At 64.6% G+C, this 16,429-nt stretch carries 14 protein-coding genes; 4 read left to right on the top strand and 10 right to left on the bottom strand.

The genetic code is table 11. From position 1 onward, the window contains the following. Positions 1-38: 38 nt before the first annotated feature. From BMI91_RS08230 to BMI91_RS08200, 7 genes are all read right to left on the bottom strand, one after another. Positions 39-980 carry a 2-hydroxyacid dehydrogenase gene (locus BMI91_RS08230; RefSeq protein ID WP_078604619.1) on the bottom strand — a complete coding sequence of 314 codons (942 nt, stop codon included), beginning with the start codon at positions 978-980 and terminating at the stop codon, positions 39-41. Continuing rightward, a complete protein-coding gene (gene rodA / locus BMI91_RS08225) occupies positions 977-2,122 on the bottom strand; it encodes a rod shape-determining protein RodA (protein WP_078520366.1) in 1,146 nt (381 codons plus the stop codon). The genes BMI91_RS08230 and rodA overlap by 4 nt, the downstream gene beginning before the upstream one ends. Further along, complete coding sequence (mrdA, locus tag BMI91_RS08220; RefSeq protein WP_078604618.1) at positions 2,119-4,068, bottom strand: penicillin-binding protein 2; 1,950 nt, start codon at positions 4,066-4,068, stop codon at positions 2,119-2,121. Before mrdA ends, rodA begins: the two co-directional genes overlap by 4 nt. A gap of 11 nt (positions 4,069-4,079) precedes the next feature. Beyond that, positions 4,080-4,619, bottom strand: coding sequence for a hypothetical protein (locus tag BMI91_RS08215; protein ID WP_078604617.1), 540 nt, complete (start codon positions 4,617-4,619; stop codon positions 4,080-4,082). Next, positions 4,616-5,578 (bottom strand): rod shape-determining protein MreC, encoded by a 963-nt coding sequence (gene mreC, locus BMI91_RS08210; RefSeq protein WP_078548201.1) that lies wholly within the window; start codon positions 5,576-5,578, stop codon positions 4,616-4,618. The genes BMI91_RS08215 and mreC overlap by 4 nt, the downstream gene beginning before the upstream one ends. 52 nt (positions 5,579-5,630) lie before the next feature. Then, the gene (locus BMI91_RS08205; RefSeq protein WP_038064670.1) at positions 5,631-6,662 is read right to left on the bottom strand and encodes a rod shape-determining protein; all 1,032 of its coding nucleotides are present in this window, start codon (positions 6,660-6,662) and stop codon (positions 5,631-5,633) included. Positions 6,663-6,986: 324 nt separating this feature from the next. After that, the gene (locus BMI91_RS08200; protein WP_078520589.1) at positions 6,987-8,546 is read right to left on the bottom strand and encodes a 2-isopropylmalate synthase; all 1,560 of its coding nucleotides are present in this window, start codon (positions 8,544-8,546) and stop codon (positions 6,987-6,989) included. A gap of 310 nt (positions 8,547-8,856) precedes the next feature. Between BMI91_RS08200 and BMI91_RS08195 the strand changes: the two genes are divergently transcribed. Genes BMI91_RS08195 through BMI91_RS08185 form a run of 3 tightly spaced genes read left to right on the top strand, consistent with a single transcriptional unit; the run spans position 8,857 to position 11,733 of the window. Continuing rightward, complete coding sequence (locus BMI91_RS08195) at positions 8,857-9,522, top strand: SDR family NAD(P)-dependent oxidoreductase (RefSeq protein ID WP_078605099.1); 666 nt, start codon at positions 8,857-8,859, stop codon at positions 9,520-9,522. Next, a complete protein-coding gene (locus BMI91_RS08190; protein ID WP_078604616.1) occupies positions 9,516-10,214 on the top strand; it encodes an SDR family NAD(P)-dependent oxidoreductase in 699 nt (232 codons plus the stop codon). The genes BMI91_RS08195 and BMI91_RS08190 overlap by 7 nt, the downstream gene beginning before the upstream one ends. Further along, positions 10,207-11,733: a cryptochrome/photolyase family protein gene (locus tag BMI91_RS08185; protein WP_078604615.1), complete on the top strand. Its 1,527-nt coding sequence runs from the start codon at positions 10,207-10,209 to the stop codon at positions 11,731-11,733. The genes BMI91_RS08190 and BMI91_RS08185 overlap by 8 nt, the downstream gene beginning before the upstream one ends. 19 nt (positions 11,734-11,752) lie before the next feature. Here the strand turns inward: BMI91_RS08185 and BMI91_RS08180 are convergent, their stop codons facing one another. Continuing rightward, positions 11,753-13,240, bottom strand: coding sequence for an MORN repeat-containing protein (locus BMI91_RS08180; RefSeq protein WP_078604614.1), 1,488 nt, complete (start codon positions 13,238-13,240; stop codon positions 11,753-11,755). Between the two features lie 239 nt (positions 13,241-13,479). Here BMI91_RS08180 and BMI91_RS08175 point away from each other — a divergent pair, with 239 nt between their 5' ends. After that, positions 13,480-15,138, top strand: coding sequence for an NAD+ synthase (locus BMI91_RS08175; protein WP_078604613.1), 1,659 nt, complete (start codon positions 13,480-13,482; stop codon positions 15,136-15,138). A gap of 21 nt (positions 15,139-15,159) precedes the next feature. Here the strand turns inward: BMI91_RS08175 and BMI91_RS08170 are convergent, their stop codons facing one another. Then, positions 15,160-15,831 (bottom strand): TadE/TadG family type IV pilus assembly protein, encoded by a 672-nt coding sequence (locus BMI91_RS08170; RefSeq protein WP_078600043.1) that lies wholly within the window; start codon positions 15,829-15,831, stop codon positions 15,160-15,162. Between the two features lie 3 nt (positions 15,832-15,834). Further along, complete coding sequence (locus tag BMI91_RS08165; protein WP_143595003.1) at positions 15,835-16,419, bottom strand: TadE/TadG family type IV pilus assembly protein; 585 nt, start codon at positions 16,417-16,419, stop codon at positions 15,835-15,837. Positions 16,420-16,429 lie beyond the last annotated feature (10 nt).

Raw genomic sequence — 16,429 nt, 5'->3', positions numbered from 1 at the left:
CGGGGGTCCGGGGGTGTGAAACCCCCGGCCTGCGCCGCTCAATAGCCGCGCGACCGGTCCACGAGATAGAGGAACGGCTCGCCCGCTTCGCCCCGCCGGATATTCTCCGCGATGACTTCGGACGCAGTCTCTGCCCGGCTCTCGGCGGCGATATGGGGCGTCACCGTCACGTGGGGATGCGCCCAATAGGGGTGCTCGGGGGGCAGGGGCTCCGCGCGGAAGACGTCGAGCGTCGCATGACCGATCTGGCCGCGATCCAGCGCTGCGAGCAGCGCGTCATCGTCGATCAGCGTGCCGCGACCCGGATTGATGATCCGCGCGCCTTTCGGCATCTGCACCAGCGTGTCCGCGTTCAGAAGCTCGGTGGTCTCGGGTGTGTCGGGCAGGATCGAGACGAGGATTTCCGCCTTCGACAGCGCCTCCGCCAGACCGTCATCGCCGTTCAGGCAAGTGATGCCGGGGATGTCTTTCGGCGACCGGCTCCAGCCTGTCACCGCGAAACCAAGCCCTGCCAGCGCTTCGGCGCAGGCTTTGCCCAAGGCACCCAAGCCTAGCATCACGACCGAGCGGTCGCGCGCCAGGGGCGGCACGCCGCCATCATGGCGCCAGACACCGTCCTGCTGCGCCAGTGTCGCGTCGATCCCGAGGTGATAGCGCAGCACATGGCCGGTCACGTAATCGACCATGCCGCGCTCCAGCCCGGCATCCACCATCCGGCACAGCGGCTGGGTGAGGGTCTCGTTGCCCACCACGCGCTCCACCCCGGCCCAGAGGTTCAGCACAGCCTTCGCGCCGGTATAGGCGGTGAAGTCCTGCACCGGGCCTTGCGGCGAATAGACGACGTAGTCGACTTGCGCGGGATCGATCTCGCCCGGTTGAACGATCTGGGCCTCAACGCCGGTCGCGGCGATCGCCTCGGTGAGCGGGCGTTCGTAACGGGCCCAGTTCTCGGGCTTGTCGGCGAAAAGGACGCGGATCATCTTTGCCTCGGTCTATGGACATGGGCGCTTTGCACCAGCCCGAAGGCCGCGAGCAGGATCATCATGGCGGTGCCCCCGTAACTCACCAGTGGCAGGGGCACGCCCACGACAGGCATCAGCCCCATCACCATCGCCATGTTGATCGCGAAGAAGAAGAAGAACGTCCCTGCGACCCCGAAACTGAGGAGTGATGCGAAGCGGTCCTTCGTCGCCATCGCGGTGTAAAGCGCAAAGCCGATGATGCCGGTGTAGAGCATCAGGAGGGAGAAGGCGCCGACGAAGCCGAACTCCTCGGCGAGCGTGGTGAAAATGAAGTCCGTGTGCTTCTCGGGCAGGAAGTTCAGCCGACTTTGCGTGCCCTGCATAAAGCCGCGCCCCGACCAGCCGCCCGAGCCGAGCGCGATCTGCGCCTGCATGATGTTGTAGCCCGCACCAAGCGGGTCGGAGCCGGGATCGAGGAACGTGTCGATGCGCTTGTACTGGTAGTCGTGCAGCAGCTGGTACTCCGTGCCGCGGCTTTCCATCACGCCGAAGACGAGCCCGACGACCAGCGCGATCACGGTGCCGAAATACCAAAACGACACCCCGGCTGCGAACATCACGAAGGCCCCGCCCAGCACCAGCATCACCGCGGTGCCGAGGTCGGGCTGGGCCAGTACGAGGAAGGTGGGCGCAAGAATGATCACCGCAGGGATGAACACCCAGAGCGGGCGCGAGACCTTCTCGACGGGCAGCCAGTCGTAATAGGCGGCCAGCAGCATCACGAGGGTGATCTTCATCAACTCGGAGGGCTGGATGCGCAGCGGGCCGATCTCCAGCCAGCGCTGTGCCCCCATGCCGATCGCGCCGAAGAACTCCACCGCCACCAGCAGCAGAAGCGCCACGAAATAGGCCAGCGCGGAGACATTGCGCCAGAACCAAACCGGGATGAAGGCCACGGTGAACATCGCGATCATACCGAGCGCGAAACGCTTCATCTGCGGCTCGGCCCAGGTGTGGATATTGCCGCCCGCGACCGAGTAGAGCATCAGGAAGCCCGCGCAGGCCACCGCCGTCAGCAGGATCACCAGCGGCCAGTTCAGATAGAAAATCTTGCGCCATCCCGTCGGGACGGTCTTCAGATTGCTCTCGAGATAGCTCATGCGCGCGACCTCGATTGCGGCTTCTGCACGGTGTCGGGGTCGACCAGATCGAGCGTTTCGTTCAGCTCCTTGGCCTTCGCGCGGGCGAAGGACGGGTAGGCATCATCCGGGGGCAGACCGCCCGCCAGCGCGAACAGCAACACGTCGCGCGCGATCGGGGCGGCGGCCGTCGAGCCGCCCGAGCCGTGTTCGACCACGACCGAGACCGCGTAGCGCGGATTGTCGATGGGGGCGAAGGCCACGAAGAGCGCGTGGTCGCGGCGGTTCCAGGGAAGCTGCTCGTTACGGATCACGCCGCGGGCACGCTCGGCCTTGGTGATGTTGCGGACCTGGGAGGTGCCGGTCTTGCCCGCCATCTTCCATTCCTTCATCGCGATGCGCGAGCCGCGCGCGGTGCCGCGCGAGGAGTTGACCACCGCGGTCATCCCCTTGCGCACGCTGTCGAGATAGACCTTCTCGACGCCCAGATCGTCGGTGACGCGGATCGGTTGCTCGACCCCGTCACGGGCGCGGATCAGACGCGGCTCAACTTTCTTCCCGCTGGCGATGCGCGCCGCCATGATCGCGAGATGCATCGGCGAGGCCAGCACATAGCCCTGACCGATGGCCGCGTTCGCGGTGTCGCCGATCAGCCAGTCCTTGCCGTAGCGCTCCCGCTTCCACTCCTTGGTGGGGGCCACGCCTTCCTTCACCGCCGACATCGGCAGGTCGGGCCGGACGCCAATACCCAGACGCTTGGCCATGTCGCTCATCTTGTCGATGCCGACGCGCTGCGACAGCTCGTAGTAATAGACGTCGCAGGACTGCTCCATGCTCTTGGTCATGTTCACATGGCCATGGCCCGCGCCCTTCCAGCAGTGGAAGCGGCGGCCCGCAATCTCGACATAGCCGGGGCACCAGATGGTTTCCTCGGGCGTCACCAGCCCGGCCTCCAACGCGGCGAGCGCGGTGACCATCTTGTAGGTCGAGCCCGGCGGGTAGAGTCCCTGCACGGTCTTGTCGGCCAGCGGGCGGTGATCGTCCTGCGTGAGGCGCTGATAATCGGCGACCGAAATCCCGCGCACGAAAAGGTTGGGGTCGAAGCTCGGCGCGGAGGCGCAGGCGAGCACGTCGCCATTGGTCACATCCATCACCACGGTCGCGGCGGATTCCTCCTCCAACCGCTGCAGCGCATAGTTCTGCAGACGATAATCGAGCGTCAGCTGAAGGTTCTCGCCGGGCTGGCCGGGTTCGCGCGACAGTTCGCGCATCTCGCGCCCTGCGGAGTTCACCTCGACGCGCCGCTGACCGGCCGCGCCGCGCAGCACGCTTTCCTCTTTGGCCTCGATCCCGGTTTTTCCCAGCTGGAATTTCGGGATCAGCAGAAGCGGGTCGGGATCTTCCATTTTGCTCAGATCGTAATCCGAGACCGGGCCGACATAGCCGATCACATGGCCGAAATCCTCGCGGCGGGGATAGAGGCGCGACAGGCCGACATCGGGGCTGACGCCGGGCAACGAGGGGCCGTTCACCGCGACGCGCGAGAACTCGTCCCATGTCAGGCGGTCGGCCACCGTGACCGGCGTCGTGGGCGGACGGCGGCGGATGTCGTGCAGGATATCTTTCGTATCGTCATCGGTAATCGGGATCAGACGGCGCAAAGCGGCCAGCGTCGCATCGACGTCGTCGGTATCCTCGCGGGTGATCGTGACACGGTAATTCTGCTCGTTGCCCGCAAGCATGACCCCGTTGCGATCGAAGATCAGCCCGCGCGCTGGCGGGATCAGCCGGATCTTCACCGAGTTGCCCTCGGCCAGCAGCCGGTATTGCTTGGCGTCTTCGAGCTGCATCTTGCGCATCCGCGCCGCCAGAACGGCCACGACCGCCGCCTGCGCGCCGCCCAAGAGCAAGCCGCGTCGCGTGATGCGGCGGGTGCTGACTTCGGTCTCTTTCGGGGATCGTCTCATTCTGGGCCCCCTCACATTCGATGTCCGTAGGCGTCGACCTCGCCCGGTGCCGCGCGGCGCAGGCCAAAGGCCACCCGCGACACAAGCACAACCACCGGATAGGCGGCGAGCGTCACCAGCATCTGGAACAGCTCCAAGCCGAGGCTCGGCTGATCGACCATCGTGACAAGCAGGACGATGCGCTTCACCGCCACCATAGCGATCAGCAGCCCCGCAACCAATGCCCATTCCAGCGCGAAGGGCAGATCGCGCAGGCTTTGCTCGCGGCGGCGCAGGAATTCGGTCGCGCCAAGGACGATCAGCGCCCAAAGTCCGATGGGCCGCCAGAACATGATGTCTTCAAGCAGGAAAACCAGAACGATCAGCAGGGCCGGGGCGTATTCGGGCCGCCGCAGTACCCAGGCGAGCGTCAGGGCCAAGGTCAGGTCGGGGCCGGGCAGGCCGCCTGGCGAATGGTCGACCGGCATCAGGCGCACGAAGATCAGCACGAGGCCGATCGCGACGAAGAGCGTGCGGTAGCTGAGACGGCGGCGGGTGATGGGGTCGATCATTGGCTGCCCCCGTTGCCGTCCTCCGACCCGTCATCGGGTTCGAGCGCGCCCTCGGCGGCCTCCGAGCGCGCCTTCTCGGCGGCTTCCTGTTCGATGACCTTCGGGTCGGGCGCGATCAGCCCGCCTGCATTCTCGATCCGCTCGGCCGGGTGCGAGCGCAGCACGCGCAGGAAATCGAGCCGCTCGTAATCGGCCGCGAGGCGCACGCGCAGCCGCTTGTCGCGGCCCTGGAAGACCTGACCGACCAGCAGTCCCGCCGGAAAGACCCCGCCATCGCCCGAGGAGATCACGCGGTCGCCCGGGCGCACGCGGTCGGGATGTTCGAGGAAATCCACGAACGGGTAGGGGGAGTTGTCGCCCGCGAGGATTGCGTTCTGCCCCGAGGCCGGGATCGAGACCGGGATGCGGCTCGAGGCGTCGGTCAGCAGCAGCACCCGCGAAGTCGAGGAGCCTACGCCCGAGATCCGGCCCACAAGGCCCAGCCCATCCATCGTGGCCCAGCCATCGACGATACCGTCGCGCTTGCCGACATTCAGCAGCACCGATTTGCGGAAGGGCGAGCCGCTATCGGCGAGCACACGCCCCGACACGGAGGTCAGCTTCGGATCGAGCCGCACCTTGTTCTGCGCCAGAAGTTTCGCGTTTTGCTGTTCCAGCTGAACGGCGGCTTCTTTCCACGCCTTCATCTGCTGCAGCTCGCGGCGCAACTCCTGGTTCTGCTCGTAAATGCGCGAATAGGATTGGAAACCCTCGACCATGTCGGTCAGTTTCGTGACCGGCGCCATCGCCCAATCAAAGCTGGGCACGAAGCGATCCACGAGGGCAGAGCGGAACCGCTCCATCCGCGGGCTGTCGATGCGCCAGACGAGGAAGAGCGCGAGCAACACGACGACAAGAACCGCAACGCCCAGTCGGCGCAGCGGTCCGATATAGTCTTGGTCGTCGCGATTTCTGGCCAATTCCGTCTCCGGTCAGATCACTGGCCGGGCGTGGTGCGATCCCGGTCCCGGCTCAGCTGTCGTAATCAATGACGTGGCGAAGCTGTTTCTCATATTCAAGCGCCTTGCCGGTGCCGAGCGCAACACAGTTGAGCGACTGATCGGCGATCGAGATCGAGAGGCCCGTCTGCTCGCGCAGGGCCAGATCCAGCTCGCCCAGCAGCGCACCGCCACCGGTCAGCATCACGCCACGGTCGACGATGTCGGCGGCGAGGTCCGGCGGGGTGGTCTCCAGCGCCTGCATCACCGCGTCGCAGATCGACTGGACGGGCTCGGACAGCGCCTCGGCGACTTGCGCCTGGGTGATTTCGGTTTCCTTCGGTACGCCGTTGAGCAGGTCGCGACCGCGCACATGGAGCGACATGCCGCGCCCGTCATCGGGCATCCGCGCGGTGCCGATCGTGGTCTTGATCCGCTCCGCGGTGGATTCGCCCACGAGAAGGTTCTGGTTGCGGCGCAGGTAGGAGATGATCGCCTCGTCCATGCGGTCGCCGCCCACGCGCACCGAGCGCGCATAGACGATGTCGCCGAGCGAGAGGACGGCCACCTCGGTCGTGCCGCCGCCGATATCGACCACCATCGAGCCCGTGGGGTCGGTGATCGGCATGCCGGCACCGATAGCCGCTGCGATCGGCTCTGCGATCAGGCCGGCGCGGCGCGCACCTGCCGAGAGAACCGACTGACGGATCGCGCGCTTCTCCACCGGGGTCGCGCCATGCGGGACGCAGACGATGATCTTCGGCTTCGAGAAGGTCGAGCGCTTATGCACCTTGCGGATGAAATGCTTGATCATTTCCTCGGCGCTGTCGAAATCCGCGATGACGCCGTCGCGCATCGGGCGGATCGCTTCGATCGAGCCGGGGGTGCGGCCGAGCATCAGCTTGGCGTCTTCACCGACTGCCAGCACCTGCTTTTTGCCGTCCTTGACGTGATAGGCGACCACAGAGGGTTCGTTCAGCACGATACCCTTGCCTTTGACATAGACCAGCGTGTTCGCCGTCCCGAGGTCGATCGCCATGTCCGAGGAGAAGATCCCACCAACCATATTACGCCTGTCCCATCCCAAATTTCTTAGAAACACCGCGACTCGCGCCAAGCCACGGCCCGCGCCTCGTATAGTCAAAGCGGCCCTTACGGGGAAGCGGATTTGCGCTGTCGGCAAGGCACCCCTGCGGTTATCCGCTGAGGCTAGGCCAAGGGATTGACCTTTTTCAACATTTTAGTCGGATTTCGCCCGGAAAAATTGCTTGAAATTACAGATATGCGATACGTCACGAAATCGTGCTGAAATCGGGGAATTCGCGGGGGCTGGATTGAAAACGGGCAGCCCTTCGCGGGCTGCCCGAAACCTGTGCAATTTGTGGTCGGCTCAGAGCTTGTAGCTCACCGTTTTCACATCCGCGTCGGGCGCGGTTTTCTGGCTGCGGAAGCGCAGGCGGTTGAGCGCGCCGACATAGGCCTTCACGCTGGCGAGGATCGTGTCGGTGTCCGACGCCGCCCCCGTGCCGATCCGCCCGTCTTCTTCGAGGCGGACCGAAACGGTCGCCTGCGCGTCGGTGCCTTCGGTCACGGCATGCACCTGATAGAGCTTCAGCTTCGCTTGCGTCGGGTAGATTTCCTTGACGCAGTTGAAGACCGCATCGACCGGGCCGTCGCCTTGGCACTTGCTGGATTTCTCCTCGCCATCGACGAGCATCTTCAGCTCGGCTTCCTGCCCGTCCGAACCGCAGACGACGCGCAGCCATTTCACCTGCAGGTAGTCATCGGCGGTGTTCGCGGCGCTGTCGGTCATCAGCGCGATCAGGTCCTCGTCGTAGATTTCCTTCTTGCGGTCGGCCAGCGCCTTGAAGCGGACGAAGACGTCCTTGAGCTGGTTGTCGCCCAGCTCGTAGCCCAGATCCTTGAGCTTCGCGCGCAGCGCGGCGCGGCCCGAGTGCTTGCCCATCGCGATATTCGCCTCGTTGAGGCCGATATCGGCGGGCTTCATGATCTCGAAGGTCTCGACGTTCTTCAGCACGCCATCCTGGTGGATGCCGCTTTCGTGCAGGAAGGCGTTCTTGCCGACGATCGCCTTGTTGAACTGCACCGGGAAGCCCGAAACCTGCGCCACGCGGCGCGAGATGTTCATGATCTTCGTCGTGTCTATATGGGTCTGGTAGGGCATGATGTCCTGACGGACCTTCATCGCCATCACGACCTCTTCGAGCGCGGTGTTGCCCGCGCGCTCGCCCAGACCGTTTATCGTGCATTCGATCTGGCGCGCACCTGCATCGACCGCGGCCAGCGCGTTCGCGGTCGCCATGCCCAGATCGTTGTGGCAGTGGGTCGCGAAGATGATCTCGTCGGCGCCCGGCACCCGCTCGAGCAGCATCCGGATAAGATCGGCGGATTCGGTCGGGGCGGTGTAGCCTACGGTGTCGGGGATGTTGATCGTGGTGGCGCCCGCCTTGATCGCGATCTCGACGACGCGGCAGAGGTAGTCATGCTCGGTCCGGGTCGCGTCCATCGGCGACCATTGCACGTTGTCGCAGAGGTTGCGCGCGTGGCTGACGGTCTCGTGGATGACGTCGGCCATCTCGTCCATCGTCAGGTTCGGGATCGCGCGGTGCAGCGGCGAGGTGCCGATGAAGGTGTGGATGCGCGGCGATTTCGCGTGCTGCACGGCCTCCCAGCAGCGGTCGATATCGGGCAGCTTCGCGCGGGCCAGCCCGCAAATGGTCGAGAACTTGGCGCGTTTCGCTATATCGCTGACGGCTTCGAAATCGCCTTCCGAGGCGATGGGGAAGCCGGCCTCGATGATGTCTACGCCCATTTCGTCGAGCAGATCGGCGATCTCGAGCTTCTCGTCATGGGTCATCGTCGCGCCCGGCGATTGCTCGCCATCACGCAGGGTCGTGTCGAAAATCAGAACGCGGTTTTTGTCGATCATGGTCTGGGCCATCTGCTAGTCTCTTTCGTCTTGGCTCTTAGCGTTACTTGGTCCCGAAGGCCAGCATTGCGCGGTGGCTTTCGGAAGTTGTCCGGGCGCTGGTTACCCCTGAGCGTTCGCGCCCGAAGGCACGCTCAGAGGCTGCTAAGAAGAAGGAGACCACGGGGCATCGCGCCTTGGGCGAGAGCCCCGGCTGCGGTGAGTTGAATATGCTTAACCCGTGTCATGGGGGGCACTATAGGCGCCAAGTGATAAATGAAAAGCAAAAAAGGAACCGCTCGCGGCGGGGGCGCGTAGCCTTTTGGCGCATATGACGGAGGACAAGGTGGCGGGTCAGGCAATCGTGATCGGAGATACGGGCGGGATCGGTTCGGCGATCCGGGCAGAGCTGGAAGCGCGCGGCTTCGCGGTGAAGGGGTTGTCGCGGTCGCGCGATGGATTCGATGTGACGGATGAGCGTTCGGTCGAGGCGGGTTTGCGCGAGATCGAGGGGCCGGTCAATCTGATCTTCGTGGCCTCGGGCGCACTTGGCACGCCGGAAAAGGCGCTGTCGCATCTGACGCCCGAGGAATTGCAGACCCAGTTCGCCGTGAATGCGATGGGCCCGGCGCTGGTGCTGAAACACGCCGCCCGCCTGTTGCCCCGCGACGGGCACGCGCGGTTTGCGGCGCTCTCGGCGCGGGTCGGCTCGATCGGGGATAACGGCTTGGGCGGCTGGTATAGCTATCGGACCTCGAAAGCGGCGCTGAACCAGCTGCTGCACGGCGCGGCGATCGAACTGGGACGTAGTCACAAGCAGCTCGTTATCGCGGCGCTGCATCCCGGCACGGTCGACACCCCCTTTACCGCCGATTACCCGCGCGACAAGCTCGCCCCGGAAGACGCCGCGCGCCGGTTGCTGGATGTGCTGGACGGGCTGCCCCCCGCGCAATCGGGCGGCTTTTACGACTACGCAGGCAAGGAGATCCCATGGTAACCCGAAACGCCATCGTCACCGGGGCTGCGCGCGGGATCGGCCGCGCGATCACCGAGGCGCTGCTGGATCGCGGCTGGCAGGTCGCGGCGCTCGATCTGGATATCGACCCACTGGAGGTGCGCGAAGGCTTGCAGGCGATCCGCTGCGATCTGGGGAGCGAAGACGATATTCGCGCCGCCGTCGCGGAGGCCGGGTTTGAGACGCTCGATCTGCTGGTGAATAATGGCGGGCCAGCCAATCCCGAATGCGGGCCGCTGGAGGACCTGACGCTGGAGGTGTGGCACAGGTGGATCGACCCGCATCTGACCGGCACGTTCCTGATGACTCGCGAGGCTCTGCCCGCCTTGCGCAAGGGTCGCGGCGCGGTGGTCAACATGGCCTCGACCCGCGCGCTGCAATCCGAGCCTGACACCTTCGCCTATGCGGCGGCGAAGGGCGGCGTCACGTCGCTGACCCACGCAATGGCGGTGAGCCTTGGGCCGGAAGTTCGGGTCAACGCCATCGCGCCCGGCTGGATCAATTCGAGCGGCGAGGCCTTGAGCAAAGAGGATCACGCGCTGCATCCCGTGGGCCGGGTGGGCGCGCCTTCCGACATCGCCGACGCGGTGCTGTACCTTGCCGATGCGGGCTTCGTGACGGGGCAGGTGCTGGTCGTCGATGGCGGCATGACCCGAAAGATGATCTATGACTAAGCTGATCGCGGTGTTGGGCGACCAGCTGAGCCATGACGGCGCGGCTTTGCGCTGCGGCGACAAGGGCACGGATGTGGTGGTCATGGCCGAGGTGCGCGAGGAAGCCACCTATACCGGCCATCACAAGCAGAAGTTGGCCCTGACCTTCGCCGCCATGCGTCGCTTCGCCGATGAGTTGGAGCGCGACGGCTGGCATGTCCGCTACACCGAGCTGATCGATAACGACAACGCGGGCTCGCTGGTGGGTGAATTCGCGCGCCGCGCCGAGGAAGAGGGGGCCGAGGAGGTGGTGACGCTCGCCCCCGGCGAATGGCGACTGCGGCAGGCCTTCGAGAGCGCGCCGCTGAAAATCCGCCAACTGCCCGACGACCGCTTCATCTGCTCCGAGAAACGCTTCGCGGACTGGGCCGAGGGGCGCAAGGAGTTGCGCATGGAGTGGTTCTACCGCGAAATGCGCCGCGAGACGGGGCTCTTGATGGAAGGCGACGATCCGGCGGGTGGTGAGTGGAATTTCGACAAGGAAAACCGCAAGCCCGCCCAGCCTGACCTGTTCCGCGAGCCCGCGCCGACCTTCCGCAAGGATGCGCTGGTGCAGGAGGTGCTCGATATGGTCGAGGCGGAGTTCCCCGACAATTTCGGGTCGCTCGACGAATTCAACTGGCCGGTCAGCCGCGCGCAGGCCGAACGCGCGCTGGAGCATTTCATTGCCCATAACCTGCGCGATTTCGGCACCTATCAGGACGCGATGCTGGCCGAGGACCGGCTGCTGCATCACTCGATCCTGTCATCGTGCATCAATCTCGGGCTGCTCTCACCGCGGGAGGTCTGCAAGGCCGCGGAAAACGCCTACAAGGCGGGCGATGCGCCGATCAATTCGGTGGAAGGGTTCATCCGGCAGATCCTTGGTTGGCGCGAATATATGCGGGGCATCTATTTCCGCGAAGGGCCGGATTACACGTCGCGCAATGCGCTCAACCACAAGCGCGACCTGCCGTGGTTCTACTGGTCGGGCGAGACCGACATGGCCTGCATGAAAGCCGCGATCGGGCAGACCCGCGATCTGGCCTATGCCCATCATATCCAGCGTCTGATGGTGACTGGCAATTTCGCGCTGTTGGCCGGGATCGACCCGCGCCAAGTGCAGGACTGGTATCTCGCGGTCTATATCGACGCCTATGAGTGGGTGGAGGCGCCGAACACGGCGGGGATGAGCCAGTTCGCGGATGGCGGGGTGGTGGCCTCGAAGCCCTACATTTCCTCGGGCGCCTATATCGACAAGATGTCGGATTATTGCGGCGGTTGCGCCTATGACGTGAAGGCGAAGGACGGCGAGAAGGCTTGCCCGTTCAACAGCCTCTACTGGCATTTCCTCGACCGGCATCGCGACCGCTTCGAGGGCAATCCGCGCATGGGACTCATCTATCGCAACTGGGACAAGCAGAAGAAAGAGACCCGCGACGCCAAGCTGAAGACGGCGGAGGCGGTGCTCGCAAAGCTCGACAGGGGCGAGGCGCTGTAAGCCAGCCTAGAAGAGCGGATCAGTTCGCGGAAGGCTCTGCAGTCGCCGGTTCGTTCGCCGGGACCGGCGGGGTCTCGGCGCTGGCATCGGGCGTGGGCTGCGTCGCGGGGGCGCTGGTATCCTGCAGCTTGTCGTTCGACCATTCGCCGCTCGCCACCGTGCCGGAGGCATAGGTCATCGTGCCTTGCCCCTCGCGTTTGCCATTCGAGAAGCTGCCCACATAGGTGTCGCCGTTGGCATAGGTCGCGCGGCCTTGTCCGTCGATCGCGCCGTTGCGCCACTCGCCCTCATAGGTGAAACCATCGGGCATGGTCAGCTTGCCAGTCCCGTCGCGCTGGCCGTTCTTGAAGGCGCCCTCATAGGTCGTGCCATCGGCATAGCGCGCGGTGCCCTGACCTTCGCGCTGCCCGTTCACCCAGTCGCCCTCGTAGCTGTAGCCGTCCGGGTAAGTCATCTTGCCCTTCCCGTCGTTGCGCGCGTTCTTGAACTCGCCCTCATAGACGAGCCCGTTCGCGTAGCGCGCGGTGCCGGTGCCCTGAATGACGCCATGCGCCCAGCCGCCCTCGTAGCTGGAGCCGTCGGGATAGGTGATCTTGCCCTGACCGTCGGGCAGGTCGTTCTTGAAGCTGCCCTCATAGACCGAGCCGTCGGGATATTGCACCTTGCCCTGACCCTCGATGCGGCCCTCTTTCCATTGGCCGGTATAGACATAGCCGTCCTTGCCGCGGAACGTGCCGGTGCCGTGGCGCTTATCGAGCAGGAATTCCCCCTCATAGGTGTCGCCATTGGCATAGGTGACCTTGCCCGAGCCGTGGCGCTTGCCGTTGACCATCTGGCCTTCATAGACGTCGCCATTGGGTTGGGTCAGCTTGCCGCGACCGTTCATCTGGCCGGCCTTCCAGTCGCCGACATAGGTCAGCCCGTCCGCCATGGTGAGCGTGCCAGTGCCGTCGCGCTGGCCATGCGCCATCTGGCCCTCATAGGTGGAGCCGTCGGGATAGGTGATCTTGCCGTTGCCCTGCTTGACGCCGCCCAGCCAGTCGCCCTCGTAGCGATAGCCGTTCGCGCTCTCGAGCGTACCCTTGCCGTCATGCATCGCGTTGCGGAACTGGCCCTGATAGACCGAGCCGTTGGCGTAATGCGCGGTGCCGGTGCCGGTGATCTGACCGTTGAGCCAGTCGCCCTCGTAGGTGCTGCCATCGGCGAAGGTGATCTTGCCCTTGCCGTTGGGTTTGCCGTGGTCGAACTCGCCCTCGTAGATCGAGCCATTGGGGAAGCGCGCGCGGCCCTTGCCCTTGATCTCGCCCATCACCCATTGGCCTTCGTATTCGTAGCCCGAGGGCAGCTTGTAGCTGCCATAGCCGTCCTGCTTGCCATCGGTGAAGGTGCCCTCATAGAGGCCGCCGTCATCGTATTGCTTTGTGATGACCTCTTGCGCCGGCGCGATCTGCGCGGTCCAGCCGATCAGAACTGCCAATGTCGCGATGCGAAGCTGCGCGCCTGCCATGCGTGCCCCCTGATGGTGCTGCCTGTGCTCCGGTCTCGCGAGCGCGTGGATTCGCGCTCTGCCGTGCTTGGGGAAAGGTTAATTGCGCGGGGATAGCCTGACAAGCGGGCAGGGGGCGGTGTCGGGGCGGTCGCGTTGAGGGGCGTCACGGGAGGGGCGGCAAATGCAGGGCAGCCATCCCCTTTTCACCCCAGCGTTTTCTGCTAAATGAGAGGGCGATAACAGCCCCGAGGACGCTTATGGCCGATCGTTTCCGCCTCACCATGGCCCAGCTCAACCCCACCGTGGGCGCGCTGGAGGCCAATGCCGAGAAGGCCTTCGCCGCTTGGGAAGAGGGCAAGCGCGCGGGCGCCGACATGGTCGTGCTGCCCGAGATGTTCCTGACCGGCTACCAGACGCAGGACCTGATCGCGAAGCCCGCTTTCGTGCGCGACGCGGTCGCCGCGATGGAGGCGCTGGGCGCGCGGATCACGGACGGTCCGGCGCTGGGCATCGGCGGGCCCTACTGGACCGAGCAGGGGCAGTATAACGCCTATTGGGTCTGGAAAGACGGCGCGCTGGTCGCGCGGATGCTGAAACACGATCTGCCGCATCACGGGATTTTCGACGAGTATCGCATCTATGATACCGGTCAGATCTCGGGGCCCTACGCGATCAACGGCGTGCGGGTCGGGACGCCTATCTGCGAGGATGCGTGGCACCCCGACGTGGCCGAGACGCTGGCCGAGACCGGAGCCGAGATTCTGATCGTGCCGAACGGTTCGCCCTATCACCGGGGCAAGCTCGACGTGCGGATGACCCATATGGTCGCGCGCGTGGTCGAGACCGGGCTGCCGCTCGCCTATCTCAACTCTGTCGGTGGGCAGGACGATCAGGTCTTCGACGGGGCGAGCTTCGTGCTGAACCGTCACGGGCAACTGGCCGCGCAATTCGCACCTTTCGACGAGATCATCGACCATGTCGATTTCGAGCGTGACGGCGAAGGCTGGGCCTGCGTCGCGGGCCGTGACGATCCGCAGCCTTCGGAATGGGAGCAGGATTACCGCGCGATGGTCGAAAGCCTTGGCGATTACCTGCGCAAGTCGGGCTTCTCCAAGGTCGTGCTCGGCCTGTCGGGCGGGATCGACTCCGCGCTGGTGGCGACGATCGCGGCGGATGCGCTGGGGCCGGAGGCCGTGCATTGCGTGATGCTGCCCTCGGAATACACCTCGCAGGGCTCGCTCGATCACGCGGCCGAGTTGGCGACGCGTCAGGGGATGCGGCTCGATACAGTGCGGATCGACGGGGCGCGCGATGCGGTCTCGGATGCACTTGCCCATCTGATGGAGGGCACCGAGCCCGACGTGACCGAGGAAAACATCCAGTCGCGCCTGCGCGGCGTGATGCTGATGGCGCTGTCGAACAAGTTCGGTGAAATGCTTCTGACCACTGGAAACAAGTCGGAAATGGCCGTGGGTTATGCCACGATCTATGGCGACATGGCGGGCGGGTACAATCCGATCAAGGACCTCTACAAGACCCGCGTCTTCGAGACCTGCCGCTGGCGCAATACGAACTACCGCGACTGGATGAAGGGCCCGGAAGGCGAGGTGATCCCGCGCGAGATCATCGAGAAGCCGCCCTCGGCGGAGCTACGGCCCGACCAGAAGGACGAGGACAGCCTGCCGCCCTATCCGGTGCTAGACGGTATTCTCGAAGGGCTGGTGGAGCGCGACGCCTCGGTCGCCGATCTCGTGGCCGAGGGCTACGAGCGCGAGACGATCAAGAAGGTCGAGCATCTGCTCTATATCTCGGAATGGAAGCGCCACCAGTCCGCGCCGGGCACGCGCCTGTCGAGCAAGGCGTTCTGGCTGGATCGCCGTTATCCGATCGTCAATCGCTGGCGCGACCACGGCTGAGCGCGGCTTTCGCGCTGCCGCTCAGTCTGCGTCGCTCCACGTCAGGCGGGCGACGCGCGGCCGGGTGACGATGAAATTGTCGAACGAGATCGCATCGCGGAAGCCGACGAAATGCTTGGTCGGATCTTTCCCGATTGACGTCAGATAAGCCTTGTAGGCTTCCGACAACTTGAAGGGGAGATCATAGGCGTAGGACGTCTCCACGATCAGCGCCTGGTCGCCCGCCGCGAGGACCGGAATGCGGTCCGCCTCGAGATCGAGCGCCTCCTGCGTGTAGCTTTGCGCCAGACCGGTCGCAAAGGAATCGTCCAGCTTCACCTTTTTTGCGTCGCTGCCTTCGGTGGGATCGTTGCAGGCGTGGTTCAAATCCTGCGGATCGTCCCAGCAACTCACCAAGGTCACACGCATCCAGCTGCGCGACGGGTCGCTATTGCCGGTCGCAAAATCGTAGACCTGTTTGATGCCTGCGACGAATTTCGGGCCGATTGGATCCCGTTCGCGCGAGATCAGGTCCGAGACCGTTACATTGGCCCGTGTCGCGGCGCCGCGAATTTTGAACACGTCATACATTTCGATCGACAGGATCAGCCAGCCCGACAGCATGATGAAGGCCATCAGCCCTTCGATCGGGATGGATCCGGTCTCGTCGTCGCGGAAGCGGCGGAACACATTGCGCATCTTTGCCATGACCATCGCTCAGGTCCCTCCTGCAGCAGAGGCGACTGCCGGTTCGATCACGATCGCGGTCGTTGTCACCAAGGCGTAATCGCCATCCGCGCCGACCGGCGATGCTTCGAGGAAAGCTTGCGCAATGAAATCTTCCAGCAGCATCGGCTTTTCGCGCAGGCAGACCCGCACGAGGATCAGTTGATCCGGGGCGGCGGATTCCAGCGTGCCGGAGGGCGGTGGCTTGGTTACGTCCGAGAAATCCTCGCAGCGCACCGGGTGATTGGCGATTGAGGAGGTCCAGTTCGTCTTGTCGACCTGAAACATCTCGACCGAAACCCGGTTCATGCAGGTGTTCCCGAAGAAGCCCGCCTGTTTGCAGATTTCGTGGCGCAGCGTTTTCTCGTCGATGCTTGAGTAGTTCCCGATGCGGATGATCCGGCTCGTGGCTTCGGTCGCGCGGGTCAGCAGGGTCTGCTTGATGAAGATCACGCCCAGCTCGATGCCGGCGAACATGAAGAAGATCAGGAACACGATCCAGAGCAGGGCGGGGATCGTCACCGCCCCGTCCTCCGCCCTCAGGAAGGCTCGTTTATGCGTCAGCCTCAATGCCATGCTCTGCGCT

It is taken from the genome of Thioclava sediminum (assembly GCF_002020355.1).
Classification (GTDB): domain Bacteria; phylum Pseudomonadota; class Alphaproteobacteria; order Rhodobacterales; family Rhodobacteraceae; genus Thioclava; species Thioclava sediminum.
The sequence above is the reverse complement of the archived record's forward strand: the minus strand, read 5'-3'. Positions and strand labels throughout refer to the sequence as shown.